The following is a 24,871-nucleotide window of genomic DNA, read 5'->3' as shown; positions in this document are numbered from 1 at the left end:
ACCGCCCTAGACTAAGGTCGTATGAATGGGTCGCCGGAAAAGACTAGAATTTTTCTGCGAATTCTCGCCTTCAAACTGTCGGAAGCCTCGCTATGAACAATAACAACAGCCTGCTACGTCACCTCGCCTGGCTGGCGGTGGCGATAGTCGGTGCATTTGCCTTGGGAGTCGTGGCACTACGTCGCGGCGAAGCCATCAACGCACTGTGGATCGTCGTCGCGGCGGTTGCCATCTACCTGGTCGCCTACCGCTACTACAGCCTGTTCATCGCCACCAAGGTGATGCAACTGGACGCCAACCGAGCGACCCCTGCGGTCCTCAACAACGATGGTCTGGACTACGTCCCGACCAACAAGCACATCCTCTTCGGTCACCACTTCGCTGCCATCGCCGGCGCCGGCCCGCTGGTCGGTCCCGTACTGGCCGCGCAGATGGGTTACCTGCCCGGCACGCTCTGGCTGATCGCCGGCGTGGTGCTGGCCGGTGCCGTGCAGGATTTCATGGTCCTGTTCATTTCCAGCCGCCGCAACGGGCGTTCGCTGGGTGAACTGGTTCGCGAGGAAATGGGGCAGGTGGCGGGGACCATCGCTCTGTTCGGCGCGTTCCTGATCATGATCATCATCCTCGCGGTGCTCGCGCTCATCGTGGTGAAGGCCCTGGCCGAAAGCCCGTGGGGTATGTTCACCGTGCTGGCGACCATCCCGATCGCGCTGTTCATGGGCGTGTACATGCGCTACATCCGCCCGGGTCGCATCGGCGAGATTTCCGTGGTCGGTATCGTGCTGCTGCTGGGCTCCATCTGGCTCGGTGGGCAGATCGCCGCCAGCCCCGAGTGGGCCCCGGTGTTCACCTTCCACGGCGTGCAGATCGTCTGGATGCTGATCGCCTATGGCGCGATCGCCTCGGTTCTGCCGGTCTGGCTGCTGCTGGCGCCGCGTGACTACCTGTCGACCTTCCTCAAGATCGGCACCATCATCGCCCTGGCCATCGGCATCGTGATCGTCTCGCCGGAGCTGAAGATGCCGGCCCTGACCCAGTTCACCGACGGCACCGGCCCGGTGTGGAAGGGCGGCCTGTTCCCGTTCCTGTTCATCACCATCGCCTGCGGCGCCGTCTCCGGCTTCCACGCGCTGATCTCCTCGGGCACCACGCCCAAGCTGCTCAACCGCGAGCCCGACGCCCGCTACATCGGCTATGGCGGCATGCTGATGGAGTCCTTCGTGGCCATCATGGCGATGGTCGCCGCCTCGGTCATCGAGCCGGGCATCTACTTCGCCATGAACAGCCCGCCGGCCGTAGTTGGCACCGACGTCACCGCAGTGGCCCAGACCGTCAGCAGCTGGGGCTTCACCATCACCCCGGAAATTCTGACCCAGACCGCCAAGGACATCGGCGAGACCACCATCCTGGCCCGTGCCGGTGGTGCGCCGACCCTCGCCGTGGGCATCGCGCACATCCTTCACCAGGTGCTGCCGGGTGAGAACACCATGGCCTTCTGGTACCACTTCGCGATCCTCTTCGAGGCGCTGTTCATCCTCACCGCGGTGGACGCCGGCACCCGTGCCGGGCGCTTCATGCTGCAGGACCTGCTGGGCAACTTCGTCCCGGCGCTGAAGAAGACCGAATCCTGGACCGCCAACATCATTGGCACCGGCGGCTGCGTCGCGCTGTGGGGCTGGCTGCTGTACCAGGGCGTGGTCGATCCGCTGGGTGGCATCAACACGCTGTGGCCGCTGTTCGGCATCTCCAACCAGATGCTCGCCGGCATTGCGCTGATGCTCTCCACCGTCGTGCTGATCAAGATGAAGCGCCAGCAGTACGTCTGGGTGACCGCCCTGCCGGCCGCCTGGCTGCTGATCTGCACCACCACCGCCGGCCTGATCAAGATCTTCGACAGCAACCCGGCCGTGGGCTTCATCGCCCTGGGCAAGAAGTACTCCGCCGGCCTGGACGCCGGTCAGATCATCGCCCCGGCCAAGGACATCGGCCAGATGCAGCACGTGATGATGAACGCCTACATCAACGCCGGCCTCACCGTGCTGTTCCTGCTGGTGGTGTTCAGCGTGCTGGTGTACGCGATCAAGGTAGGCGCGAGCGCCTGGACCAAGAAGGAGCGCACCGACAAGGAAGCTCCGTTCCAGCCGATCCCGGACGCCTGACGGAGGAGCCTCATGTTCAACGACCTCAGCCGCATGGGTAAGTATCTCGGGCAGGCCGCCCGCATGCTGGTCGGCATGCCCGATTACGACACCTACGTTCAGCACATGCAGAACAAGCACCCGGACAAGACTCCGATGACCTACGAGGAGTTCTTCCGCGAGCGCCAGGAGGCGCGCTACGGTGGCGGCAAGGGAAGGCCGATCCGCTGCTGTTGACCGCGCGGATAGGTGTATAACGGACGGGCCGCGAGCGATCGCGGCCCGTTTCATTTCTGCCCGTTTTCCTTTCTGATTGCCTGGATGTTTCCATGACCGATTCCGCAAGCGCGCCGCAGATTCCGGTGACCGTCCTCACCGGCTTCCTCGGGGCCGGCAAGACCACCCTGCTCAAGCACATCCTCAAGGCCGAGCACGGTCTGAAGATCGCCGTGATCGAGAACGAATTCAGCGAGACGCCGATCGACGCTCAATTGCTCGGCGACGATGCGGTTCAGGTGACGACGCTGTCCAACGGCTGCGTCTGCTGCACCATCAATAGCGACCTGGAGCGCGCGCTCTACGTCCTGCTGGAGCGCCGCGACAACGGCGAGCTGGACTTCGATCGCGTGGTGATCGAGTGCACCGGCCTGGCCGACCCGGCCCCGGTGGCGCAGACCTTCTTCGTCGACGAGACCCTGCGCGAGCGTTACCTGCTCGACGGCATCATCACCCTGGTGGACGCCGCCAATGCCGAGCGCCACCTGCAGGAAGCCATCGCCCAGGCTCAGGTCGGCTTCGGCGACCGCATCCTGGTGAGCAAGAGTGACCTCGTTTCTCCCGCCCAGTACGAGGCCCTGGTCGAGCGCCTGCAGCGCATCAACCGCCGCGCCGAGATCCATGCCGTGAAGCACGGCGCCATCGAACTGGAGCGCCTGCTCGACGTGCGCGGCTTCAACCTCAACGCCGACCTCGGCCTGCGCCCGCTGCTGCGTCCGGTGCGCCCGGCGGCGGACACCACCGACCGCATCACCACCCTGGTACTGCGCAGCGACAACCCGCTGGATATCGAACGCCTCAGCGAGTTCATGGACGACCTGCTGCAGTGGCACGGCAACTCGCTGCTGCGCTACAAGGGCGTGCTGAACATCGCCGGCGAGGAGCGCCGCCTGGTGTTCCAGGGCGTGCTGCGGTTGTATGGCTTCGACTGGGATACGCCGTGGAAGGGCAACGAGCAGCGCGAGAGCGTGATTGTCTTCATCGGCGACAACCTGCCCGAAGAAGAGATTCGTCGTGGCTTCGATCGCATCACGGGTGGCCCGACCGCCTGAATGAAAAACGCCCGGCCAGTGCCGGGCGTTCTTCTCTGCGTGCTTTGCGTAGGGCGGATAACGCGCCAGCGTTATCCGCCGCGGGTGTGCTGGCGGATAACCTGTTCCAGGTTATGCGCCCTACATTCCACGTTCAGCCGCCGATCAAATGCTTGAGCGGATGGTAATCCGCCTTCAGGTTCCCCGCCGCCTTGAGAATCGCCTGCTCGATCGCATTGAGGTGCATGCAGGTCAGTTCGATGGCCGCCGCCTGGTTGCCTGACTCGATGTATTCGATCAGCCGCTGGTGCTCGTTGCCGCGGCAGGTCTCGTGCTGGTCGTCGTCCAGGGTGGTGGCGTAGAGCGAGGCGCGCTCGATCAGCTTGCGGAAGAAGTCCAGCAGCACCGGGTTGTTCAGCGCCGCCGCCAGCTTCAGGTGGAACTCGCCCAGCAGGTGGACGAACCGCGCGTGGTCGTGGTCGTGGGTCGCCTCTTCCAGCGCCACGTGGTCGCGCAGGTCCTGGATGATCGCACTGTCCGCGCGGCGGCAGAGTTCGCTGACGATGCCGATCTCGATCAGCCGCCGCGTTTCGAACAGCGAGCGGATTTCCTCGTCGCTGGGTAACGACACCCATGCACCCTTGTTGAGCGCACTGGAAACCAGCCCGTCCGCTTCCAGATGTTTCAGCGCCGCGCGCACCGAAGTGCGGCTGACCTTGAACAATTCCGCCAACGCCGCCTCGCCCAGCTTCATGCCGGGGCGCAGGGTGCGCTTGCTGATTGCCTCGTAAACCCCTTGGTAGACGCGTTCCACCGTGGACTCGGGGTGATTCTCCGCCATGAGCGACTCCGCCTCTTGCTTGACCCTTCAAAGGATGCCGCAAAACCGTCCGTGCAAAACCAGTTGCAGAAGAAAAATACATCAGCTATTTCTAGATTGCATTCAAATATTGCATACAAAAACAAGAGGAATGCACCAAAATGAATCACTCGTCGTCAGTCGAGGTGCGTCGGGTCAGCAAGCGCTACACCGATGATCCCAACGTCGCTCCCGCCCTCAACGAGGTCTCGGTCGACATTGCCCATAACGAGTTCTTCACCTTGCTGGGGCCGTCCGGCTGCGGCAAGACCACGCTGCTGCGGAGCATCGCCGGCTTCGAGAACGTCACCTCCGGCGACATCCTCGTTGGCGGCGAGCGGGTCAACGACCTGCCGCCCTACCGCCGCCGCATCAACACCGTGTTCCAGAGCTACGCCTTGTTCCCGCACATGTCGGTGAGCGAGAACATCGCCTTCGGCCTGGAAATGCAGGGCCTGGGGCGCGGCGAGATTCCCGGCCGGGTGAAGGAGATGCTGGCACTGGTGCAGATGGAACACCTGGCGCGGCGCAAGCCCGCCGAGCTCTCCGGCGGCCAGCAGCAGCGCGTGGCCCTGGCCCGCGCGCTGGCGCCCAAGCCTTCGGTACTGCTGCTCGACGAACCTCTGTCCGCGCTGGACCTGAAGCTGCGCAAGGAGATGCAGGTCGAGCTCAAGCGCGTGCAGGAAGAGGCGGGCATCACCTTCATCTTCGTCACCCACGACCAGGAAGAAGCGCTGACCCTGTCCGACCGCATCGCCGTGATGTCCCACGGCAACATCATGCAGATCGGCACGCCCAACGAAATCTACGAACGCCCGACGCATCGCTTCGTCGCGCAGTTCATCGGCGATATCAACTTCCTCCCCGGACAGATGCGCCAGGGCGGTTTCCATCCCAACGCCATGGCGGCGGAAATCCCCTGCGAGCTGCCGGCGGGCCTGAGCAGTGCCAGTGTCCAACTGGCCTTCCGCCCGGAGCGCTCGAAGCTGGTCGACCCGTCGCAGCCGCACCACCTGCGCGCGGTGATCGAGACGGTGATGTACGTCGGCACCGCCACGCTGTATCGCTGCCGCCTGCCCGATTCCTCGCAGATCACCCTGCGCGAGAGCAACGAGGGCGGTCGCGCCCGCGACGTCGGCGAGGCCGTGGCGGTGCACCTGCCGCCCCAGGCCTGCCTGCTGATGGAGGCCTGAAATGAACGAGTCGCCCACCACTCGCCGCCTGTTGCTGCTCAGCCCGGTGGCGCTGACGCTGCTCGGGCTGATCGCCATCCCGCTGGCGATCATGGGTTACATCAGCCTGCTGCCGCGCAACCTCTACGGCGGCGTCGACTGGCACGCCGACTGGCAGATCCAGAGCTACGTGCAGCTGTTCTTCCAGGAAGACTTCGACGGCAACCTGGAGCTGAACTGGGTCTACGCCCAGGCACTGCTGCGTTCGCTGTTCCAGGCCGGCGGCACCACGCTGCTGTGCTTCCTCTTCGGCTTCCCGGTGGCGCTGTGGATGACCAGCCTCAGCGAGCGTTCGCGCAACCTGATGGTGCTGCTGATCACCATCCCGTTCTGGACCAACCTGCTGATCCGCAACTACGCCTGGCTGATCATCCTGCGCGAGCACGGCTGGATCGCCCAGTCGGTCAACGCGCTGTTCCCCCAGGCCGGCGGCATCACCCTGCTGTACAACGACTTCGCGGTCTGCGTCGGCCTGGTCTACAGCTTCCTGCCGTTCATGATCCTGCCGATCTACTCGACCCTGGAGAAGCTCGACTGGCGCCTGGTCGAGGCCGCCTATGACCTGGGTGCGAACCGCTGGAAGGCGTTGCAGCGGGTGATCCTGCCGCTGTCCATGCCCGGCGTGATCGCCGGCTCCCTGCTGGTGTTCGTCCCGAGCCTGGGCGCCTTCATCACCCCGGCGATCCTCGGCGGCGGCAAGACGCTGATGATCGGCAACCTCATCCAGCAACAGTTCGGCACCGCGCGCAACTGGCCGCTGGGCGGTTCGCTGTCGTTCCTGCTGCTGGCGATCATGCTCCTCGCGCTGATCGCGTTCGCCCTGTATAGCCGCCGCGCCGCCAAGGCCGTCCACCTGGGAGGAGCCAACGCATGATCGCCCAGCACCTGAAGAAACTGCCCGGCACCCGCGAAACCAGCCTGTTGGTCCTGGCCTACCTGTACCTGCCGATCCTCGTGCTGATCGGCTACAGCTTCAACGCCAACCGCTCGGCCACGGTGTGGACCGAATTCTCCTTCGCCTGGTACGGCAAGATAGTCGCCAACCCCTCGATCCAGGCGGCGGCGTTCAACTCGCTGGTGGTCGCCGGCTTTGCCACCGTGCTGTCCACGGCGATCGCCCTGGCGGCGGCGCTGGCGACCTCGCGGCCGTTCTACGGACGCCGGCTGGTGGAGGGCGGCATCAACCTGCCACTGATCCTGCCGGAGATCGTCATCGCGGTGGCCACGCTGCTGCTGTTCATGTCGCTGGGCATCAAGCTGGGCCTGATGACGGTGATAGTCGCCCATGTCGGATTCTGCATTCCCTTCGCCTACCTGCCGATCCGTGCGCGCCTGAATGACCTGGACAAGAGCCTGCTGGAAGCCGCCGGTGACCTCTACGCCAGCCCCTACCAGGTGTTCCGCCGGGTGACGCTGCCGCTGTTGTGGCCGGCGGTGCTGTCCGGCGCGGTGCTGGCGTTCGTGGTCAGCCTCGACGATTTCATCATGACCTTCTTCGTCGCCGGCCCCGGCTCGACGACGCTGCCGGTCTACATCTTCTCGGCCATCAAGGCCGGGGTGACCCCCGAGATCAACGCAATCTCGACCCTCATGCTGGTGATTTCCATCGTCCTCGTGGTGCTGTCGTACTGGCTCGGCCAGCGCGGCAAACCGGACGCCTGATCAAGACTGCCAACCTTTCGTTTTCTGACCTTACGTTTCGGAGAGCCACATGAAGTTGAATGCCCTGCGTCACGGCCTTGCCGGTTTGTCCCTCGCCCTGCTGGCTGCGGGCGTCGCCCAGGCAGAGGAGCCCAAGCAGCTGTTCTTCTACAACTGGACCGACTACTACCCGGTGGAGTTGCTGGCCAAGTTCGAGAAGGAGACCGGCATCAAGGTCACCATGGACGGCTACGACAGCAACGAAACCCTGCTGGCCAAACTGCAGGCCGGCGGCGCGGCGTACGACGTGATCGTGCCGTCGCACTCGATCATGCAGACGCTGATCAACCAGGACCTGCTGCTGGAAATCGACACGCCGAAGCTGGCCAACTTCGAGTTCGTCAAGCCGGCCTTCCGCGACCCGGGCTTCGACCCCGGCCGCAAGTACTCGGCGCCTTACCTGTGGGGCACCACCGGCTTCTCCTACGACAGCGCGCGGGTGCCGGGCGGCAAGCTGGATGACTCGTGGAAGGAATTCTTCGAGCCGCGTCCGGAACTGCAGGGCCAGGTCGCCGCGCTGGATACCCCGAGCAGCCTGATCAACGCCGCCGCACATTACCTCAACGTCGACGAGTGCACCGAGAACCCGCAGGACGCCAAGAAGATCCTCGAACTGCTGCAGAAGCAGAAGCCCTTCCTGAAGATGTACAGCTCCGACAACACCGTCGACCGCATGGCCTCCGGCGAAGTCGTGCTGATGCAGAACTGGAACGGCTCCACCGCCCGCGCCACGCTGCAGAAGAGCACCATCAAGTACGTCTACCCGCGCGAGGGCGTGGCCTCCTTCCAGGACAACTTCGCCGTGCCGAAGAGCGCGCCGCACCCGGAGAACGCCAAGGTCTTCATCAACTGGATGATGAAGCCGGAGAACGCCGCCGCGGTAACCAACGCCATCGCCTATTCCAACGGCATCCAGACCGACCATCTGCTGGACGCCAAGTGGAAGGTCATGGACGCCATCAACATGCCCGAGGAGTACGCCTCGCGCCTGCGTCTGGAAAAGGAATGCAGCAACAAGTCCCGCGAGCTGCAGGACCGCATCTGGTCCAAGCTCAAGGGCTGATGAGCCGTCTTCTCAAGAGCGCCCTCACCCTAACCCTGGCTACGCGCCCCGCTCCTCAAGCAGGAGAGGGGACCGGGCGGTGCAGGATGAAACCTTGGCATCAGCCGGCACGCACTGCCCCCTCTCCCTCCGGGAGAGGGCTGGGGTGAGGGGAGGGCGTTGGCACCGACTCACCGTCATCATGCTCATCGGCGGATAACTGCAAGCAGTTATTCGCCCTACGTTCTTCTCTGGATTCGAGGTCCCCATGACCGACAGCTACTGGCTGCGCAACATTCGTCCGCTGGGTAACGCAGCGGAAGACTTCCTCATCCGTGACGGCCGCATCGCCGAGCGCCGCCCGGCCAGTAATGCAGCGCCGCAGGCAGGCGACATCGACGGCGCCGGCCAGCTCCTACTGCCGCCGCTGGTGGAAAGCCACTGCCACCTGGACAAGACCCTCTGGGGCCAACCCTGGCGCCCCAACAGCGCCGGCCCCACGCTCAAGGACTACATCGCCAACGAGCGCCGCGTACTGCGTGAGATCGAAGCCCCCATCGCCTCCCGCGCCAGCGCGCTGTTGGAGCAGTGCATCGCCCGTGGCTCGCTGACCTTCCGTTGCCACGTGGATATCGACCCCGAGCTGGGCCTGCGCCACGTGGTCGCGATGCAGGCGCTGCGCGAGCGCTATGCGGACCTGATCGACATGGAGTTCGTAGTCTTTCCGCAGACTGGTCTGGTCAGTCGCCCCGGCACCGCCGAACTGATGCGCGAGGCGCTGGCGCTGGGCGTGGAGAACGTCGGTGGGCTCGACCCCTGCGGCATCGATGACGACCCCATTGCCCAGCTCGATATCGTCTTCGGCTTGGCGGTTGAGTTCGGCCGTGGCGTGGATATTCACCTGCACGACAAGGGCGAGCTGGGCCTCTGGCAGATCGCCCGCATCGCCGACTACACCGAGCGCCACGGCCTGCAGGGCAAGGTGATGATCAGTCACGCCTACTGCCTGGGCATGACGCCCTGGGAGCAGGTCGAGCCGCTGGCCGAGCGACTCTCCGAACTGGGCATTTCCCTGATGAGTTCCGCACCGGCCGACACCCCGGTGCCGCCGTTCCTCGCCCTGCGCGACGCCGGCGTGAACCTGTGCCTGGGCAGCGACGGCATCCGCGATGCCTGGTCGCCGATGGGCAACGGCGACATGCTCGAACGCGCCATGTTCCTCGCCTTCCGCTTCGACCTGTGCAAGGACGACGACCTTGCCGCCGCCTTCGTCGCCGCTACCGACAACGGTGCTCGCGCACTGGGTCGCGAGCCGGCGCGTATTGACGTGGGCGCGCCGGCGGACTTCCTCCTGCTGCCAGTCGAAACCCTCGGTGAAGCCGTGGTTGCGCGCCCAGCGCAGCGCCAGGTGTTCAAGGCCGGCAAGCTGATCGCCGAGCAGGGTCGCCTGGTGGAGTCGCGCCTGTGAGCACGCCCCGCATCGGCCTGAAAGCCAGCTTCGTGGTTGGCTTCGACGGCAAGCAGCACGTGCTCTGGCGCCACGGCGAAGTGGTGTTCGAGGGCGGGAAAATTGTCTTCGTCGGCCGTGGTTTCCTCGGTGAAGTCAGCCAGTGGATCGACTACGGTCACGCGCTGATCGGCCCCGGCTTCATCGACCTCGACGCACTCGGCGATCTCGACTCCACGGTGCTCACCCTGGACAACGGCGCCGAGTGGAACATGGGGCGCGTGTGGTCCGAAGACTACCTGCGTGCCGGGCCGAGCGAGTGCTACAGTCCGGACGAGGAACTGTTCAAGTACCGCTATGCCTTCACCCAGCTGATCCGCAACGGCATCACCACCGCCATGCCGATCACCTCGATGTACTACCGGCGCTGGGCCGAGCACTACGACGAATTTGCCGGGGTCGCCGCGCTATCCGGCAAGCTTGGCCTGCGCACCTACCTTGGCCCTTGCTACATGAGTGGCATGACCTACGCCCGCGCCGACGGCAGCTCCGCACAGCACTGGGACGAAGCAGCCGGTCTTGCCGGACTGAAGGAAGCCGAGCGCTTCTTCCGCGATTTCGACGGCGCCCACGACGGCCTGGTGCGCGGCGCGCTGCTGCCGGATCGCATCGAAACCTGCACGCCGGCGTTGCTTGAGCGTACCGCCGCCGTGCAGCGCGAACTGAACGCGCCGCTGCGCCTGCACTGTTGCCAGTCGCGCTACGAGGTGGAGCTGGTGCGCCGCCTGTGCGACACCTCCTCTCTGCAGTGGCTCGACAGCTACGGCCTGCTCAACCCGCGCAGCGTGCTGCCCCACGGCATCCTGCACAGCGGCGAGCACGAGTTGCAGCGCCTCGCGGATACCGGCGCTAGCCTGGTGCATTGCCCGGTGGTGTTCGCCCGCGAAGGCGATGCGCTGGACTCGTTCGGTGCCTACCGCGCACGCGGCATCAATCTCGCCATGGGTACCGACACCTTCCCGGCGGACATGCTCGACAACCTGCGCCAGGGCCTGAATATCGCGCGGGTGAAGGAAGGCGATGCCGAGCATACGCGCATGCTCGATCTCTACAACGCCGCCACCCTCGGCGGCGCCCAGGCGCTGGGCCGCGACGATCTTGGCCGCCTCGCCGTCGGCGCCCGCGCGGACATCACGGTGTTCCGCCTCGGCGACTTCCATCAGGGGCCGTTCTTCGACCCGTTGAAAAACCTGTTCACCGCTGGCCGCGGCGACGACTGCATTGCCAGCTTCATCGACGGGCGCAGCGTGATGCAGGGCGGCCAGGTGATCGGCGTCGATTACGCCGACCTGCAACACCGCGCCGACGCACTGTTCCAGAAACAGATGCAGCACCACGCCGAGCGAGCCTTCGGCAACCCGCCGTGGCGCACGCTGTTCCGTTCCGCGATTCCCTTTGCCGACTCGTACAGCGCCGACGCGCCGCTGCTCGACGCGCATGCACCAACGGCCCCGTGAAGGATCACCCCATGCTCAGCTTCGACTTCCAGCGGCTCTCCGCCCGCGAGAAATACAAGATCCTTATTGGCAGCGTGGTGCCCCGGCCCATCGCCCTGGTCACCACCATCGACGCTGAGGGTCGCGCCAATGCCGCGCCCTTCAGCTTCTTCAACGCCCTCTCGGCCGACCCGCCGATCCTCGCCCTGGGCGTGGAGAACTACAGCGACCTGAGCCCCAAGGACACCACGCTGAACATCCGGCAGAACCAGGAATTCACCGTCAACATAGTCTCCGACGCGCTGGTGGAAGCCATGAACGTCTGCGCCGTGCCCTTCGAGCCGGGCTTCGACGAGTTGGTCGCCGCCGGCCTCACCGCCATCCCCGGCACCCGCGTTGGCTGCCCGCGCATCGGCGAGGCGCCGGTGGCTCTGGAGTGTCGGCGGATGATGGCGCTGTCCATCGGCCAGTCGCGGGAGATCATCCTCGGAGAAGTGCTGATGGCCCACGTGCGCGACGACCTGATCGACCCGGCCACGCTCTACATCGACCAACTCGGTCTCGACGCCATCGGGCGTATGGGCGGGCACGGCTACTCACGCACGCGGGAGTACTTCGACCTGCCGACGCGTTCGCTGAAGCAGTGGATGGAAACGCCCGGCGCGGGAGAGCGCCTTTGGGCGCAGTCCGAGGAGCTTGCCTGACCGACAAACGGTTCGCTCCGTCAGGCGCGCCCCACCACGTCAGCTGCTGTGGGCGGTTTCTTCGTTGGACTTGTGCTCCTGTTCGCAAGTCGGAAATACCGTTCAGCGGTTTGGGAATCGGCGCATTGGAACCTTCTGCCGAGTTCGTCAGTCTCTTCATTTTTTCCGGAATGAGTAGGTAGACATGTCGATGGCCCCGAGCCGCGAGGTCCTTTGGCACGAGCAGAAGGTGACACCGCAGATGCGTGCGGACTTGATGCAGCAACGCGGTGCGTGCATCTGGTTTACCGGTCTCTCGGGGGCGGGAAAGTCGACGCTCGCCAATGCACTCGACTTTGCCCTGCACGACGCGGGAGTGAAAACCTGTCTGCTCGATGGCGACAATGTGCGTCACGGCCTTTGCCGGGACCTCGGCATGAGCGAAGCAGACCGGGCGGAGAATGTCCGTCGAGCCGGAGAAGCGGCAAAGCTCATGGTGGATGCCGGGCTGATCGTTCTCTGTGCCTTCATTTCGCCCTACCAGCGCGACCGGGAGCTCCTGCGGGCGCAGTTCGGCCCAGGGCAATTCATCGAAGTCCATGTCGCCACGCCGCTCGCCTTCTGTGAGCAGCGAGATCCCAAGGGCCTTTACGGCAAGGCAAGACGGGGGCTCATTCGTGAGTTCACCGGCCTCGATTCACCCTATGAGGTGCCGCTCCAGCCGGAGGTCGTGGTCGATACCAGCTGGGAACCACTGCAGGAGTCCGTGCGGCGATTGCTCGAACACTGCACGCCATAAAAAACGCCCGGCATCCTACCGGGCGTTTTCGTTTCGCTTCGAACGCTTACTGCTGATGCAGCTTCCACGCATCCCCGTGGGGAGCGGTGCCCTTGTCGTACGGGCGGAACAGGGTCATGTAGGCCAGGCCCAGCAGGATCACGATGCCGCCCACCAGGATGATCCCGTAGTTCAGGTACCAGGGCGCATCCGGCGTGCGCGGCCAGGACATGTTGATGATCGCCAGCACGCCGTAGGTCAGCGCCAGGACGTTCACGATCCACCCCCAGTTGCCCAGGGTGAAGGCACCGCTCGGCTTCCAGCCGCGCAGGCGGGCGAACAGGGCGCCGCCGACGATCATCTGGAACGACAGGTAGATACCGATGGCAGCGAAGCTCACCACCATGGCGATGGCGTTCTGCAGGTAGAAGCCGGCGCAGACGATCACGGACGGGATTACGCCGCAGGCGATCAGCGCAGCCACCGGCACGTGGGTGTTGGGCGACAGGCGCTTGAGCAGGCCGCTGCCCATCACCATCTCGTCGCGGGCGTAGGAGTACAGCAGGCGGCTGGCGGCGGCCTGCAGGCTGAGCACGCAGGAGACGAACGAGACGATGATCACCGCCATCACCAGGCGCGCACCGGTTACACCGAAGGCGTTGTCGAGGATGGTGGTCATCGGGTCTTTATCCGCGCCGGAGATCACTGCAGCCATGTCCGGTACCGCGAGGATCAGCGCCAGGGCAGCGAAGATGGCAGCGCCGCCGCCAATCCAGATGGTCATGCGCATGGCCTTGGGAATCCGCCGGCTGGGGTTCGGGGTTTCCTCGGCGACGTCACCGCAGGCCTCGAAGCCGTAGTAGAGGAACATGCCGGCCAGCGAGGCGGTGAGGAAGGCGGGCCAGTAGCTGCCGTCGATGCGGATGTCGAAGGTGTTGAACAGCACCGAGAAGGGCTGGTGGCGTTCGAAGATCAGCAGGTAGGTGCCGATCACCAGCGCGCCCAGCAGCTCGCAGATGAAGCCGAACATCGCCACGCGGGCCAGCAGCTTGGTGCCGGACAGGTTGAGCAGGGTGGCGATCACCGTCAGTGCCAGGGCGACGAGGGTGTTGGTCACCGGGGTGGATTCGAAGCCGAGCAATGTGGCGATGTACGGGCCGGCCCCCAGGGCCACGGCAGCGATGGTCACGCACAGCGACACCGAGTAGATCCAGCCGACCATCCAGGCCCAGCGCTTGCCCACCAGGCGTCGGGCCCAGGGGTAGACGCCGCCGGAGATGGGGAACTGCGAGACGACCTCGCAGAAGATCAGGCACACCAGCATCTGCCCGATGCCCACCAGCAGGTAGGACCAGAACATCGGCGGGCCCCCGGCGGCCAGGCACAGGCCGAACAGGGTGTACACGCCGACCACCGGCGAGAGGTAGGTGAAGCCCAGGGCGAAGTTCTGCCAGAGGGTCATGCTGCGTTCAAAATTGGAGGTGTAGCCCAGCGCGCGGAGTTGCTCCGCGTCGCGGTCCAGGGCGGCGCCTGGCTGGATCGAGCTGTTCATCGTGGGTGTCCTGTCTGAGGTTTTCGCGTCGGCAGCCAATCGGGTGCAACGGAAAGCGTTGTTGTTATTGTTCGGCGCGCGGGTTCAGCCGCGCGCCGTCTTGCTCCAAACCTCTCTTGTCGCTGGTTCTCGCCGGATTACAGCTTGATCCAGGTCGCCTTCAGCTCGGTGTACTTGTCGAAGGCGTGCAGCGACTTGTCGCGACCGTTGCCCGACTGCTTGAAGCCGCCGAAGGGCGCGGTCATGTCGCCGCCGTCGTACATGTTCACCCACACGCTGCCGGCGCGCAGGGCGCGGGCGGTGAGGTGGGCCTTGGAGATGTCGCGGGTCCAGACTGCCGCCGCCAGCCCGTACTGGGTGTCGTTGGCGATGCGGATCGCTTCGTCGGCGTCCTCGAACTCGATGACCGAGAGCACCGGTCCGAAGATTTCCTCGCGGGCGATCTTCATCGCGTTGCTCACGCCGTCGAACAGGGTCGGCTCGACGTAGGTGCCGCCGGTTTCCTCCAGCACGCGCTTGCCGCCGGTGAGGATCTTCGCGCCTTCGTCCTGGCCGGCCTGGATGTAGCCCAGCACCTGCTCCAGCTGGCGGCCATCGACCAGTGCGCCGACGTTGGTTTCCGGGTCCAGCGGGTGGCCGGCCTTCCAGCCCTTGAGGGCCTCGACCACCAGCGGCAGGAATTTCGCCTTGATCGACTTCTGCACCAGCAGGCGCGAGCCGGCGGTGCACACTTCGCCCTGGTTGAAGGCGATGGCGGCGGCAGCGGATTCAGCGGCGGCCTGCAGGTCAGGCGCATCCTCGAAGACGATGTTCGGGCTCTTGCCGCCGGCTTCCAGCCAGACGCGCTTCATGTTCGATTCGCCGGCGTAGACCATCAGTTGCTTGGCGATCTTGGTGGAGCCGGTGAACACCGCGGTATCCACGTCCATATGCAGCGCCAGGGCCTTGCCGACGGTGTGGCCGTAGCCCGGCAGCACGTTCAGCACGCCGGCGGGAATGCCCGCTTCGATGGCCAGCTGGGCGATGCGGATGGCGGTCAGCGGCGAGCGCTCGGACGGCTTGAGGATCACCGAGTTGCCGGTGGCCAGTGCCGGGCCGAGTTTCCAGGCGGCCATCATCAGCGGGAAGTTCCACGGCACGATGGCGGCGACCACGCCCACCGGCTCGCGGGTGACCAGGCCTAGCTGGTCATGGGAGGTGGCGGCCACTTCGTCGTAGACCTTGTCGATGGCCTCGCCACTCCAGCGCAGGGAGTCGGCGGCGCCCGGCAGATCGACGTTCAGCGAATCGCCGATGGGTTTGCCCATGTCCAGGGTTTCCAGCAGCGCCAGCTCCTCGGCGTGCTCTTCCAGCAGGGCGGCAAAGCGGATCATCACGACCTTGCGGGTGGCCGGCGCTTCACGCGACCAGACGCCGGAATCGAAGGTGCTGCGGGCGCTCTGCACGGCGCGCTCGGCGTCGGCGTCGCCGCAGCTGGCGACCTTGGCCAGCAGGCGGCCGTCCACCGGGCTGATGCAGTCGAAGGTTTCGCCGGAGGCGGCGGCAAGGTACTCGCCCTGGATGAAGGCGCGGCCCTCGATCTTCAGGGCCTTGGCGCGGGCTTCCCATTCGGCGCGGGTTGGCTGGCTCATGCGTATCGCTCCTCGTTCTTCCTGTTGTTGGCGGAGACGGCCTGCGGACCGTCGCTGGCAAATACATTTGAAACCATATCTTATGTTTTTCCCGTTGCCAATACAGGTCGAAAAATGAGCGTCTTAAAGGGGTTTTCGTGGCAAAAGGCCTTGCTGAAAGTCCGGAAAGCGATTTAAAAATATGGAGACATAGTTTTGCGCGAAGCCGCAGCCGGTCTTGCCGGTAGACTTCGCCCTCGACGCCAGAACAGATCGCCAGAACAGGAATATTTCGCGCAGGACGCCTCCGCGCGCCTCGCACTGCTGCCTATGAACGAATTCAGGAAAGTCCGCCCCGCCAGTTTCATGCGTCTGCGCCAGGAAGGGCGCACCGAGGAAGTCGCGCGCCGACTGGTGGAAATGGTCGACCTCGGCCTCTACGCCGAAGGCGAGCAACTGCCCAGCGAAAGCGAGCTGGCGATGCAATTCGGCGTCGCCACCGTGACCCTGCGCGATGCCCTGGCGGAGCTGCGCGAACGCGGCGTGATCGAGACCCGGCGCGGGCGTAACGGCGGCAGTTTCGTCTGCTCGCCGCAGCACACGTCCGAGGACGCCCTGCTGGGGCAGCTGCGCCAGATGAGTGCGCTGGAGCTGCGCGATCTGGGCGACGAGCATGTCGCCATCGCCGGCGCTGCCGCGCGCCTCGCCGCGCAGCGCTCCACCTCCGATGAGCAGGCGCGCATCGCCCAATACCTCGATGCTTTGGCGGGCGCCACCACCCGGCAGGAACAGCGCCGTGCCGATGCGCGCTTCCATATCGAAATCGCCGTCGCCGCCCAGTCCGTGCGCCTGACCCACGCGGAGACGCGCCTGCAGGCGGAAATCGGCGAATGGCTGTGGCTGCCGGTGGAAGGCTTCCCGGGCGCCGCAGCCATCGAGCAGGAGCACCGCGCGATCCTCGAAGCGATCAGCGCCGGTGATTCGAACCTGGCCGGCGCGCTGGCCGAGGCCCACGTCACCCGTGGCATCAAGCGGCTGATCAACCTGCGCCTGAGCCTGCTGGCCGAAGACGGCTGACTGGCACAGCGCTTGCTGCTTTCACGGCGCGGTCGAGCGAGCGCATTGACTGACTTTCTGATCCGACTTTGCGAGCCTCTCTGGCCCGCCCTTGAGCAAGAACAACGACAAGAACAGCGAGGCCCCGGTCATGTCCAGCGAACAACCCACGGATGAACTCCAGCGCTGCGCCCAGCGCATCGACGCTTCCATCCGTAACGTTTTCCAGCGCCTCGACGAGCTGGCCGGCGAGGTCGTGGCGATCTGGCGCACGCTGGCGGAGGAGGGCAAACGCCCGTCCTCGAAGGACCTTGGCGCCCTGCGCCCGCGTATCCAGCACGACCTCACCGATGACGGCACGCGCCTGCACGGCACCGGCGTGGTGATCGAGCCGGGCGAGCTGGCGGACCAGGAAATGTACCTGGAGTGGTGGTACCACGGCCGTGGCGACAAGGTCGTGCCCATGAGCCTGAACTTCAACCGGCGCAGCGAGAGCTTCTACAACTACCTCAACATGCCGTGGTTCTCCCGCCCGCGCGCCAGCGGCCAGCCCTCGGTGGTCGGGCCCTTCGTCGACCTCTACGGCACCGACCTGTACATCCTCGCCTTCTCCGTGCCGATCCAGGTGGACGGCCGCTTTATCGGTGTCGCCGCCGCCGACATCGCGTTGCACGAGTTCGAGGGCGTGCTGCTGGGCAGCCTGATGCAGATGGGCCATGAGGCCCTGGTGGTGAATGGCGAAGGGCGAGTTGTCGCAGCCAACACCGCCAACTGGTTCACCGGCGACCTTGCCCGACGCACACTGGGGCGCGATGCGCAGGGGCGCGAGCAGGAGCTGGCGGCGTCCTTCTCGCACTGGGCGGTCATTGAACGACCGTTGAACCGCCGTCTTGCCGGTGCCGCCTGAGGCTGCCAAACGCTGCGTAAACGGCTAGGCTAGGGCGGTTCCCTCATCGACGGATACCGCCATGAGCCAGTCGCTCGACACCCTCTCCGACTTCGAACCCCTGAGTGCAACGGATGCCCGCGTTCTCGGGTGCCTGATCGAAAAGCAGCTCACCACCCCCGAAGCCTACCCGCTGACCCTCAACGCACTGGTCACCGCGTGCAACCAGAAGACCAGTCGCGACCCGGTGATGAACCTCACGCCCGGTCAAGTTGGCCAGTCCCTGCGTCATCTGGAAGGGCGTGAAATGACCCGCCTGGTGATGGGCAGCCGTGCCGACCGCTGGGAGCAGCGGCTGGACAAGGCGCTGGAACTGGTCAAACCACAGGTCATCCTGCTCGGCCTGCTGTTCCTGCGCGGCCCGCAGACCCTCAACGAACTGCTCACCCGCAGCCAGCGCATGCACGACTTCGACGACACCGAGGAAGTCCGTCACCAGCTCGAGCGCCTCGCTGGCCGTGGCATGGCCCTTCAGTTGGAGCGCCTGAGCGGCCAGCGTGAGGATCGCTACATGCACCTGCTGGGCACCGAGGAAGACCGCGAGGCTGCCATTGCCGCCAGCGGTAGCCGTGCCTCCAGCGAGCGCAGCGATGGTGGTGGTCATGACGAAGGCCGTCTGGTCGAACTGGAAGGCCGTATTGCGGCTCTTGAAGAGCGCCTCGCGCTATTGGAAATGGGCATCTCCCGAGACTGAGTCGGAAGATTCCTCCGACAGGCCGACCAAGGTCGGCCTGCTCGCCTGCTAATACAGCGTTAACATTTGTCCCCGATAGTCATGCTTGCCCCCGCTTCATCCCGGAGTACCCCATGAGTCGCAAACCCTCCCAGGCCCAGCTGAGCGCCGTGCTCAGCCAGCTCACGGAAACCGACTTCAAATCCATCGCCGATCTTGCCGGCCCCCGCGAAGCCAACCTTTTCGCCATCCGCGAACTGTTCCGGCAGGGACTGATCAAGGGCGTGCTGATCGACGATCCCTTCGGCGCCGCCGACGAGGACGGCCCACTGCTGTGCAACGCCGAACGCCTGCGCCTGCGCAAACCGTGCGTGGAAAGGGTAGTGGAAGAGCAGGCCGAACCGCTGATGCCACGGCTGGGGTTCCTGACGCTCTAGGCAAATCGCGGGCAAGAAAAAAGGCGCTGGGCTTGAGGCTCAGCGCCTTTATCTTTGGATTTGGTGGAGCCGGGGGGATTTGAACCCCCGTCCGCCAGTTCTCCGCTGTCGGTTCTACATGCTTAGCCATCTCTATTAGGTTAACTCCTTGCGGCCCGAGTGGCAGGGCGCTTGGAGCGAGCTGTATGAGTTTTAGCCGTTACGTCTACAGCGAACTTGGCGGCGATCCTGTTCTATATGACAGACCTAATCTTCGGGTTTACAGGCATCCCCTAGGGTCTGCTAGCGGCACTTAGGCTGCTAGGGCGTAGTTGTCGTCGTTGGCAACTATAAAGTTGTGGCAGCTGATTTACGAGAACTGTCACCTACTCGGCATGCCCCTAGAGTTTTGTTACCGGCGTCGAATCCTAATCGGCCCCAAAACCTGTCAAGGTCGAGATCCATTCTACGGGAAAGCCGCCCCGATAGCCACCCGGGGCGGCGCAAGCCGTTGTCAGCTCAGGAATTTCAGCACGGCTTCGGCCACGGCCTCGGAGGACGCGGGGTTCTGCCCGGTGATCAGGCCGCGGTCCACCTCGACGTGGCTCTGCCAGTCCGGGCCCTTGCTGTAGCGGGCGCCGTTGGCCTTGAGCATGTCCTGGACGAGGAAGGGCACCACGTCGGTGAGGCCGACAGCGTCCTCCTCGCTGTTGGAGAAGCCGGTGACGTGCCGGCCCTGTACCAGCGGCCGGCCGTCGAGCCCGCGCGGGTGACGGAACACGGCCGGGGCGTGGCACACGGCGGAGACGGTCTTGCCGCTGGAGTGGAAGGCTTCGATCAGCGCCACCGAGGTGCGGTCCTCGGCCAGGTCCCAGAGCGGGCCGTGGCCGCCGGGGTAGAACACGGCGTCGTAGTCATCGGCCTTCACTTCGCTGAGCTTCACGGTGCTGGCCAGCGCGGCCTGGGCGTCGCCGTCCTGGCGGAAGCGCAGGGTGGCCGGGGTCTGTGCGCCTTCCTCGTCGCTCTTGGGGTCGAGCGGCGGCTGGCCGCCCTTGGGCGAGGCCAGGGTCAGGCTGGCGCCGGCATCCTTGAACACGTAGTAGGGCGCGGCGAACTCCTCGAGCCAGAAGCCGGTTTTCTTGCCGGTGCTGCCGAGCTGGTCGTGGGAGGTCAGGACTACCAGGATTTTCATGCTCACTCCTTCGGCGTATCGCTAGTCGTGCGGCTGCCGCCGAAACGGCAGCCCGGACTGTCAGTGTAGGCAATGAGCCGTCTGCGTCAGCGCGACAGGGTGATACCCAGATAGGCGGCGTACAGCACGCCGTTGAGCATCAGTACCCAGATCGGCAGGCCGCCGCCGCGCTGGGCGTTGATCCGCAGCCAGAGTGCAGCGCCGAGAGTGACCAGCACGCCGGTGAGCACTTCGATACGCGGCTGCCAGGGCGTGAGCAGGATGCCGATGGCGGGTAGCAGGGTGCCCTGGAAGACCATGGCGCCGCTGATGTTGCCGAAGGCCAGGGTGTCCTTGCCGCGGCGTACCCAGAGGATGCTGTTGATCTTCTCCGGCAGTTCGGTGGCGATGGGGATGATCAGCAGCGACAGCAGCAGCGCGGAAATCCCCAGGATGTGCGACAGGCCTTCCACGCCATGGATGAAGCCCTTGGCGCCCAGCACCAGCAGCGCCAGGCCCAGCAGCAGCTGCAGCAGGATGGTGACGAGGTTGGTCGGCAGGCCGATGCGCGACAGGTACATGTGGTGGTCGGCTTCGGTGCCGTGGCCGTCTTCCACCAGGCTTTGCGAGGCGCGGATAGTCAGCGTGATGTAGCCGATATAGGTGAGCACCAGCAGTACGCTGAGGGCGACGCGTACGGAGTGCAGTTCAGCCGGGACGAACATGGCGATGGTGGCGAAGCTGAAGGCGACCAGGAAGAAGTTCAGGTCGCGCTGCATGCCCGTGCGCTCGGGACGGATGCGCCCGAACAGGCCGCGAGCGCGCCAGGCGGCGAGCGCCATCAGGCAGGTGGACAAGGTGGAAAGCATCAGCGGTGCGCCGAGGATCGCGCCGACGCCGACTTCCTCATTGAGGTTGACGTTGCTGGTACCGGCGAACAGGGCCAGCAGAGGAATCAGGGTTTCCGGCAGGGCGGTGCCGATGGCGGCGAACAGCGAACCGGTAACGCCTTCGGAGATACCCAGGCGCTCGCCGAAATGTTCCAGCGCGTTGGTGAAGAGTTCGGCGGCGATCAGGATCACCAGCAGCATGCCGAGCAGTTCGAGGATGAAGGTCAGCATGCGCGCAGCTCCAGAGGGATGGAGCGAAGGGTGGGGTGGTGCATCACGGTGAAGCTCCCGGCCGGTGTAAGTACCCATGACCACGCATCTCCCCGGCCGTTGCGGAGATCACGTGGTCAAAGGTCTTGCCAGGCAAAGCTGCTGACGACGCCATGGCCTGTGGGCCAAGTGTGTTGACGTCGCCCCCGTTCGTCGAACGGTCGGCTACTCCCCAATGACGCCGCGCATTCTAACGGATCGGGCGAGCAGCTCAACCCATGGGTTACCAGGTATCGATCAGTGGACGCTTTTTCCCCTGGCGCGGTGCGGGCTTTGGCGTCGATGCCAGGCCGCGCAGCAGCCAGCGGCGGGTGTCGGCCGGGTCGATGACGTCGTCGATCTCCAGGTAGCTCGCCATGTTCAGCCCCTTGCCGTTGCGGTAGGCGGCGGCGACCAGCTTGTCGAACAGCTTCTGCCGTTCCTGCGCGTCCTCGATGGCAGCCAGCTCCTTGGCGTAACCGAGGCGGATCGCCCCTTCCAGCCCCATGGCACCGAACTCGCCACTGGGCCATGCGACCGTGAACAGCGCAGCGTGGAAGCTGCCGGCGGCCATGGCCTGCGCGCCCAGGCCGTAGCCCTTGCGCAGGACCACGGTGAAGAACGGCACGCTGAGGCTGGCGGCAGTGACGAACATGCGTGAGACGTGGCGCACGGTGCCGGTCTTCTCTGCTTCCGGACCGACCATGAAGCCGGGGGTGTCGCACAGCGAAATGATCGGCAGGTCAAAGGCGTCGCACAGCTGCATGAAGCGTGCGGCCTTGTCGCCGGCCTCGGCATCGATGGCGCCGCCCAGGTGCATGGGGTTGTTGGCGATCAGGCCGAAGGGTTTGCCTTCGATGCGCACCAGCGCGGTGGCCATCCCGGCGGCGAAGTGCCGGCGCAGTTCCAGCACCGAGCCGCTGTCGGCCAGTTGCTCGATGACCTGGCGGATGTCGTAGACGCGCAGGCGATTCTCCGGCACCGCGTGGCGCAGCAGGCGCTGGTCGGCGCATTGCCAGTCGGCGCTGTCGCCCTGGAAGTAGGCGAGGTACTGGCGGGCGATGCGGGTGGCTTCGACCTCGTCTTCCACCAGTACGTCGATCACGCCATTGGCGCTCTGCACGTCGCTGGGGCCAACTTCCTCGGGGGCGAACTTGCCCAGGCCGCCGCCCTCGATCATCGCCGGGCCGGCCATCCCCAGGCTGGTATCGCGGGTGGCGATGATCACGTCGCAGCAGCCCAGCAGCGCAGCGTTGCCGGCGAAGCAGCGACCGGAGACCACGCCCACCAGCGGCACCAGCCCGGAGAGCCGCGCGAGGCCGACGAAGCTCATGTTGTCCAGCCCGGCCACGCCGACGAAATCGGTGTCGCCCGGCCGCCCGCCGCCACCTTCCGCGTAGAGCACCAGCGGGATGCGCCACTGCTCGGCAAGGTGCAGCATGCGGTCGGTCTTCTTGTGGTTCATCACGCCCTGGGTGCCGGCGAACACCGTGTAGTCGTAGGCCAGCACCAGGCAGCGGGCCTTCTCGTCGCCGAACTGCGCGGCGTTGATGCTGCCCAGCCCGCTGACCAGACCGTCGGCCGGGCTGCTGGCGATCAGTTCCTCGACGCTGCGGCGACGGCGCTGGGCGGCGATGGCCAGGGCGCCGTACTCGATGAAACTGCCGTCATCGAGCAGGTCGGCGAGGTTTTCGCGGGTGGTGCGCTTGCCGATCCGGTGGCGCTTGGCGACGGCGTCCGGGCGGCGCTCGTCGAGGCCGATGGCGTGGCGTTCGAGCACTTCGGCGAGGTCGGCGCGGATGGCGTCGAGATCGATGGCGGCGCTGTTTTCATTGTTCTGCGCCTGGATGTCCGCCGGCTCGACGAACAGCAGCGCGTCGCCTTCGCCGAGGCTGTCGCCGGGCGTGGCGGCGAGGCTATGGACGATGCCGCTGGCACTGGCCTTCACCTCGAACTCCATCTTCATCGCCTCGACCACGGCGATGGTCTGGCCCTGGGCAACGGCGTCGCCAGTCGCCACGTTCAGGCTGACCAGCACACCCGCACTGGGTGTGGCGAGCGGAATGCAGCCGGCCGGCGCTTCGCTGCTGCGCTGGGCTTGTGTGGTTGCGCCGGCATGGCTGAAGAAGCGATGTGGGTGCGCGTGATCCTGTGCACCGAGCAGGGTGGGCAGGTGTTCTTCGATGTAGCGGGTGGTGACCTGGTTGTCGGCCACCGCGCCCTGGCGCAGCAGATTGAGCAGCAGCGGGATGTTGCTCGCCACGCCTTCCAGGCGGAACTCGCAGAGCGCGCGATAGGCGCGCTGCACTAGCTGTGGATAACCGCCGTTGCCGTGGACGATCAGCTTGGCCAGCAGCGAGTCGTAGCCGGCGCTGTTGCGGTAGCCGGCGTAGCCGTAGCCATCCACGCGCAGGCCGGGGCCGCTGGGCGGCTCGTAGGCGCTCAAGGTGCCGCAAGCGAGATGGGGCGTGCCGTCGCTGGCGAGGGTTTCCAGGTTGATCCGCAGTTGCAGGGCGTGGCCGCGCGGCGCGGGAATCTCTGCCTGGGTCAGGTTCAGCTCGGCGAGGCTGGCGCCCGCGGCGATACGCAGTTGCGCCTGGACCAGGTCGATGCCGGTCACCGCTTCGGTGATGGTGTGTTCGACCTGCAGGCGCGGGTTGGCTTCCATGAACACGAAGTCGCCGCTGTCTTCGTCCAGCAGGAATTCGAAGGTGCCCAGGCCGCGATAGTTCACCGCTTCGGCGAGGCGCACGGCAGCGGCGAGGATGGCGCCACGCAGGCGGGGGTGCAGGTTGGGGCTGGGGGCGATCTCCAGCAGCTTCTGGTTGCGCCGCTGCAGGGTGCAGTCGCGCTCCCCGAGGTGGCTGACGACGCGGCCGTCGCCGATCACCTGCACCTCGATGTGGCGGGCGCGCTGGATCAGACGTTCGACGTAGAGCCGGTCATCGCCGAAGGCCGCGCGGGCCTCTGCCTGGCAGCGGGCGTAGGCGTCGGCGATCTCCTCGACGCTGCGCACCGCGCGCATGCCGCGCCCACCGCCGCCAGCGAGGGCCTTGATCATCATGCCGGCGCCGGTGGGCAATTCGCGGAAGAAGCGTTCGGCATCTTCCAATGAGGTGGCGCTGTTGCTGCCGGCGGCCAGCGCCACGCCATGTTCGCGGGCGAGGTCGCGGGCGCGGGCCTTGTCGCCGAAGACGTCGAGCACTTCCGCCGAGGGGCCGACGAAGGTCAGCCCGGCGGCTTCGCAGCGGCGGGCAAAGGCGGCGTTCTCGGAAAGGAAGCCATAGCCCGGATGCACCGCGTCGCAGCCCTGGGCCAGGGCGATGTCGATGATCTGCTGCTTGTCGAGGTAGGCGCTGGCGCCACGCCCATTCAGGGCCGCGGCCTGGTCGGCCTGGCGTGTGTGCAGCGAGGCGGCGTCGTCCTCGGCGAAGATCGCCAGCGTCTGGATTCCCAGCTCGGCGGCGGCGCGGGCGATGCGGATGGCGATTTCGCCACGGTTGGCGATGAGCAGGCGGGTGACGGGCATGACGATTCCGGTTGTGGTTCTTGTGGTCGGGAATCGCACCATCTTAGGCGGGTGAGGTGGGCGGGGAATCAAGTACGGCGTCGCGAATGGCGCAGG

At 65.6% G+C, this 24,871-nt stretch carries 21 protein-coding genes, 1 other RNA gene and 1 riboswitch; of the genes, 15 read left to right on the top strand and 7 right to left on the bottom strand.

Going from position 1 to position 24,871, the window contains the following annotated elements; genetic code table 11:
* Positions 1 to 92 precede the first annotated feature (92 nt).
* From ABKS89_RS26275 to yjiA, 3 genes are all read left to right on the top strand, one after another.
* Positions 93 to 2,159 carry a carbon starvation CstA family protein gene (locus tag ABKS89_RS26275; protein ID WP_348588226.1) on the top strand — a complete coding sequence of 689 codons (2,067 nt, stop codon included), beginning with the start codon at positions 93 to 95 and terminating at the stop codon, positions 2,157 to 2,159.
* Positions 2,160 to 2,171: 12 nt separating this feature from the next.
* Positions 2,172 to 2,375, top strand: a complete 204-nt coding sequence (locus ABKS89_RS26270) for a YbdD/YjiX family protein (RefSeq protein WP_015478970.1) — start codon at positions 2,172 to 2,174, stop codon at positions 2,373 to 2,375.
* Positions 2,376 to 2,467: 92 nt separating this feature from the next.
* On the top strand, positions 2,468 to 3,466 hold the full coding sequence (gene yjiA / locus ABKS89_RS26265) for a GTPase (RefSeq protein ID WP_138214191.1): 999 nt from the start codon (positions 2,468 to 2,470) through the stop codon (positions 3,464 to 3,466).
* 133 nt (positions 3,467 to 3,599) lie between these two features.
* On the opposite strand, the gene ABKS89_RS26260 is transcribed toward yjiA, so the two are convergent.
* On the bottom strand, positions 3,600 to 4,286 hold the full coding sequence (locus ABKS89_RS26260; RefSeq protein WP_081520076.1) for a GntR family transcriptional regulator: 687 nt from the start codon (positions 4,284 to 4,286) through the stop codon (positions 3,600 to 3,602).
* A gap of 140 nt (positions 4,287 to 4,426) precedes the next feature.
* Between ABKS89_RS26260 and ABKS89_RS26255 the strand changes: the two genes are divergently transcribed.
* The 8 genes from ABKS89_RS26255 (at position 4,427) to cysC (ending at position 12,704) form a co-directional block, all read left to right on the top strand.
* Positions 4,427 to 5,497: an ABC transporter ATP-binding protein gene (locus tag ABKS89_RS26255; protein ID WP_348588225.1), complete on the top strand. Its 1,071-nt coding sequence runs from the start codon at positions 4,427 to 4,429 to the stop codon at positions 5,495 to 5,497.
* A 1-nt stretch (position 5,498) separates the two neighbouring features.
* Positions 5,499 to 6,410: an ABC transporter permease gene (locus ABKS89_RS26250; RefSeq protein ID WP_138214194.1), complete on the top strand. Its 912-nt coding sequence runs from the start codon at positions 5,499 to 5,501 to the stop codon at positions 6,408 to 6,410.
* Positions 6,407 to 7,198: an ABC transporter permease gene (locus ABKS89_RS26245; RefSeq protein ID WP_138214195.1), complete on the top strand. Its 792-nt coding sequence runs from the start codon at positions 6,407 to 6,409 to the stop codon at positions 7,196 to 7,198. The genes ABKS89_RS26250 and ABKS89_RS26245 overlap by 4 nt, the downstream gene beginning before the upstream one ends.
* Positions 7,199 to 7,247: 49 nt before the next feature.
* Entirely contained in the window at positions 7,248 to 8,300 is a 1,053-nt protein-coding gene (locus tag ABKS89_RS26240) for an extracellular solute-binding protein (protein WP_138214196.1), read from the top strand.
* 247 nt (positions 8,301 to 8,547) lie between these two features.
* Positions 8,548 to 9,747 (top strand): amidohydrolase family protein, encoded by a 1,200-nt coding sequence (locus ABKS89_RS26235; RefSeq protein ID WP_348588224.1) that lies wholly within the window; start codon positions 8,548 to 8,550, stop codon positions 9,745 to 9,747.
* Positions 9,744 to 11,243 carry an amidohydrolase family protein gene (locus tag ABKS89_RS26230; RefSeq protein ID WP_138214198.1) on the top strand — a complete coding sequence of 500 codons (1,500 nt, stop codon included), beginning with the start codon at positions 9,744 to 9,746 and terminating at the stop codon, positions 11,241 to 11,243. The genes ABKS89_RS26235 and ABKS89_RS26230 overlap by 4 nt, the downstream gene beginning before the upstream one ends.
* An 11-nt stretch (positions 11,244 to 11,254) precedes the next feature.
* Positions 11,255 to 11,926: a flavin reductase family protein gene (locus ABKS89_RS26225; protein ID WP_348588223.1), complete on the top strand. Its 672-nt coding sequence runs from the start codon at positions 11,255 to 11,257 to the stop codon at positions 11,924 to 11,926.
* A gap of 184 nt (positions 11,927 to 12,110) precedes the next feature.
* Positions 12,111 to 12,704, top strand: coding sequence for an adenylyl-sulfate kinase (gene cysC / locus ABKS89_RS26220; protein WP_242015340.1), 594 nt, complete (start codon positions 12,111 to 12,113; stop codon positions 12,702 to 12,704).
* Positions 12,705 to 12,750: 46 nt separating this feature from the next.
* Here cysC and ABKS89_RS26215 read toward each other — a convergent pair whose 3' ends face one another.
* Entirely contained in the window at positions 12,751 to 14,235 is a 1,485-nt protein-coding gene (locus ABKS89_RS26215) for an APC family permease (RefSeq protein ID WP_138214200.1), read from the bottom strand.
* Positions 14,236 to 14,372: 137 nt separating this feature from the next.
* Positions 14,373 to 15,866, bottom strand: coding sequence for an aldehyde dehydrogenase (locus ABKS89_RS26210; protein WP_348588222.1), 1,494 nt, complete (start codon positions 15,864 to 15,866; stop codon positions 14,373 to 14,375).
* A 309-nt stretch (positions 15,867 to 16,175) separates the two neighbouring features.
* Between ABKS89_RS26210 and ABKS89_RS26205 the strand changes: the two genes are divergently transcribed.
* The 4 genes from ABKS89_RS26205 (at position 16,176) to ABKS89_RS26190 (ending at position 18,957) form a co-directional block, all read left to right on the top strand.
* Positions 16,176 to 16,922, top strand: coding sequence for an FCD domain-containing protein (locus tag ABKS89_RS26205; RefSeq protein ID WP_518300970.1), 747 nt, complete (start codon positions 16,176 to 16,178; stop codon positions 16,920 to 16,922).
* Between the two features lie 91 nt (positions 16,923 to 17,013).
* Positions 17,014 to 17,808, top strand: coding sequence for a cache domain-containing protein (locus ABKS89_RS26200; RefSeq protein WP_242015341.1), 795 nt, complete (start codon positions 17,014 to 17,016; stop codon positions 17,806 to 17,808).
* A gap of 61 nt (positions 17,809 to 17,869) precedes the next feature.
* Positions 17,870 to 18,541: a YceH family protein gene (locus tag ABKS89_RS26195; RefSeq protein ID WP_081520087.1), complete on the top strand. Its 672-nt coding sequence runs from the start codon at positions 17,870 to 17,872 to the stop codon at positions 18,539 to 18,541.
* 113 nt (positions 18,542 to 18,654) lie between these two features.
* Entirely contained in the window at positions 18,655 to 18,957 is a 303-nt protein-coding gene (locus tag ABKS89_RS26190) for a hypothetical protein (protein ID WP_348588220.1), read from the top strand.
* A 61-nt stretch (positions 18,958 to 19,018) separates the two neighbouring features.
* On the opposite strand, the gene ssrA is transcribed toward ABKS89_RS26190, so the two are convergent.
* The 4 genes from ssrA to ABKS89_RS26170 form a co-directional block, all read right to left on the bottom strand.
* Positions 19,019 to 19,376: a transfer-messenger RNA gene (gene ssrA, locus ABKS89_RS26185) on the bottom strand.
* A gap of 74 nt (positions 19,377 to 19,450) precedes the next feature.
* Positions 19,451 to 20,128, bottom strand: coding sequence for a type 1 glutamine amidotransferase domain-containing protein (locus ABKS89_RS26180; RefSeq protein ID WP_138214211.1), 678 nt, complete (start codon positions 20,126 to 20,128; stop codon positions 19,451 to 19,453).
* Positions 20,129 to 20,214: 86 nt separating this feature from the next.
* Positions 20,215 to 21,228 carry a sodium:calcium antiporter gene (locus tag ABKS89_RS26175; RefSeq protein ID WP_348588219.1) on the bottom strand — a complete coding sequence of 338 codons (1,014 nt, stop codon included), beginning with the start codon at positions 21,226 to 21,228 and terminating at the stop codon, positions 20,215 to 20,217.
* Positions 21,229 to 21,284: 56 nt separating this feature from the next.
* Positions 21,285 to 21,453: riboswitch (yybP-ykoY riboswitch) on the bottom strand.
* Between the two features lie 37 nt (positions 21,454 to 21,490).
* Complete coding sequence (locus ABKS89_RS26170; RefSeq protein ID WP_348588218.1) at positions 21,491 to 24,775, bottom strand: acetyl-CoA carboxylase family protein; 3,285 nt, start codon at positions 24,773 to 24,775, stop codon at positions 21,491 to 21,493.
* Positions 24,776 to 24,871: the final 96 nt, after the last annotated feature.

Origin of the sequence: Pseudomonas sp. LABIM340 (genome assembly GCF_040017195.2) — a bacterium.
Classification (GTDB): Bacteria; Pseudomonadota; Gammaproteobacteria; order Pseudomonadales; family Pseudomonadaceae; genus Pseudomonas.
The sequence above is the reverse complement of the archived record's forward strand: the minus strand, read 5'-3'. Positions and strand labels throughout refer to the sequence as shown.

Bases quoted from the DNA above. Each gene is read 5' to 3' on its own strand.
- ABKS89_RS26245 (WP_138214195.1), top strand. From the start codon at position 6,407: ATGATCGCCCAGCACCTGAAGAAACTGCCCGGCACCCGCGAAACCAGC.
- yjiA (WP_138214191.1), top strand. From the start codon at position 2,468: ATGACCGATTCCGCAAGCGCGCCGCAGATTCCGGTGACCGTCCTCACC.
- ABKS89_RS26190 (WP_348588220.1), top strand. From the start codon at position 18,655: ATGAGTCGCAAACCCTCCCAGGCCCAGCTGAGCGCCGTGCTCAGCCAG.
- ABKS89_RS26270 (WP_015478970.1), top strand. From the start codon at position 2,172: ATGTTCAACGACCTCAGCCGCATGGGTAAGTATCTCGGGCAGGCCGCC.
- ABKS89_RS26195 (WP_081520087.1), top strand. From the start codon at position 17,870: ATGAGCCAGTCGCTCGACACCCTCTCCGACTTCGAACCCCTGAGTGCA.
- ABKS89_RS26275 (WP_348588226.1), top strand. From the start codon at position 93: ATGAACAATAACAACAGCCTGCTACGTCACCTCGCCTGGCTGGCGGTG.
- ABKS89_RS26215 (WP_138214200.1), bottom strand. From the start codon at position 14,235: ATGAACAGCTCGATCCAGCCAGGCGCCGCCCTGGACCGCGACGCGGAG.
- ABKS89_RS26180 (WP_138214211.1), bottom strand. From the start codon at position 20,128: ATGAAAATCCTGGTAGTCCTGACCTCCCACGACCAGCTCGGCAGCACC.
- ABKS89_RS26250 (WP_138214194.1), top strand. From the start codon at position 5,499: ATGAACGAGTCGCCCACCACTCGCCGCCTGTTGCTGCTCAGCCCGGTG.
- ABKS89_RS26170 (WP_348588218.1), bottom strand. From the start codon at position 24,775: ATGCCCGTCACCCGCCTGCTCATCGCCAACCGTGGCGAAATCGCCATC.
- ABKS89_RS26255 (WP_348588225.1), top strand. From the start codon at position 4,427: ATGAATCACTCGTCGTCAGTCGAGGTGCGTCGGGTCAGCAAGCGCTAC.
- cysC (WP_242015340.1), top strand. From the start codon at position 12,111: ATGTCGATGGCCCCGAGCCGCGAGGTCCTTTGGCACGAGCAGAAGGTG.
- ABKS89_RS26240 (WP_138214196.1), top strand. From the start codon at position 7,248: ATGAAGTTGAATGCCCTGCGTCACGGCCTTGCCGGTTTGTCCCTCGCC.
- ABKS89_RS26175 (WP_348588219.1), bottom strand. From the start codon at position 21,228: ATGCTGACCTTCATCCTCGAACTGCTCGGCATGCTGCTGGTGATCCTG.
- ABKS89_RS26205 (WP_518300970.1), top strand. From the start codon at position 16,176: ATGAACGAATTCAGGAAAGTCCGCCCCGCCAGTTTCATGCGTCTGCGC.
- ABKS89_RS26260 (WP_081520076.1), bottom strand. From the start codon at position 4,286: ATGGCGGAGAATCACCCCGAGTCCACGGTGGAACGCGTCTACCAAGGG.
- ABKS89_RS26235 (WP_348588224.1), top strand. From the start codon at position 8,548: ATGACCGACAGCTACTGGCTGCGCAACATTCGTCCGCTGGGTAACGCA.
- ABKS89_RS26225 (WP_348588223.1), top strand. From the start codon at position 11,255: ATGCTCAGCTTCGACTTCCAGCGGCTCTCCGCCCGCGAGAAATACAAG.
- ABKS89_RS26210 (WP_348588222.1), bottom strand. From the start codon at position 15,866: ATGAGCCAGCCAACCCGCGCCGAATGGGAAGCCCGCGCCAAGGCCCTG.